We start from the raw sequence: 496 nt of genomic DNA, 5'->3' as shown, positions 1-496 counted from the left end.
CCCCCGTATCGGCGCTAAGCGCGAACTGAAATTTGCCCTCGAATCCTACTGGCGTGGCGAGACCACCCAGGCCGAGCTGGTCGCCGTGGGCAAGAGCCTGCGTGAGCGCCACTGGCAGGCGCAGCAGCAAGCCGGGGTCAACCTGCTGCCGGTAGGGGATTTTGCCTGGTACGATCAGGTACTGGGTACCAGCCTGCTGGTGGACGCCGTGCCTGCCCGTCACCGCCACGGCGACACCGACCTCGACACCCTGTTCCGGGTGGCCCGTGGCCGTGCGCCGACCGGCCCGGCGGCGGCCGCTGCCGAGATGACCAAGTGGTTCAATACCAACTACCACTACCTGGTGCCCGAGTTCAGCCGCGACCAGCGCTTCAAGCTGGGCTGGAGCCAGCTGTTTGACGAGGTGGAGGAGGCCAAGGCCCTGGGGCTGCCGGTCAAGGCGGTGCTGCTGGGGCCTGTCTCCTACCTCTGGCTTGGCAAGGAGAAAGAGAGCGGC

At 67.1% G+C, this 496-nt stretch carries 1 pseudogene; it reads left to right on the top strand.

The features are described 5' to 3' along the window. A pseudogene (locus BN1119_RS13255) lies at positions 1–496 on the top strand (5-methyltetrahydropteroyltriglutamate--homocysteine S-methyltransferase); the annotation flags it as partial.

The sequence above is a fragment of the Aeromonas bivalvium genome, from assembly GCF_000819765.1.
Lineage (GTDB): Bacteria > Pseudomonadota > Gammaproteobacteria > Enterobacterales > Aeromonadaceae > Aeromonas > Aeromonas bivalvium.
Note: the sequence above shows the minus strand (reverse complement) of the source record. Positions and strands in the feature narration are given on the sequence as shown.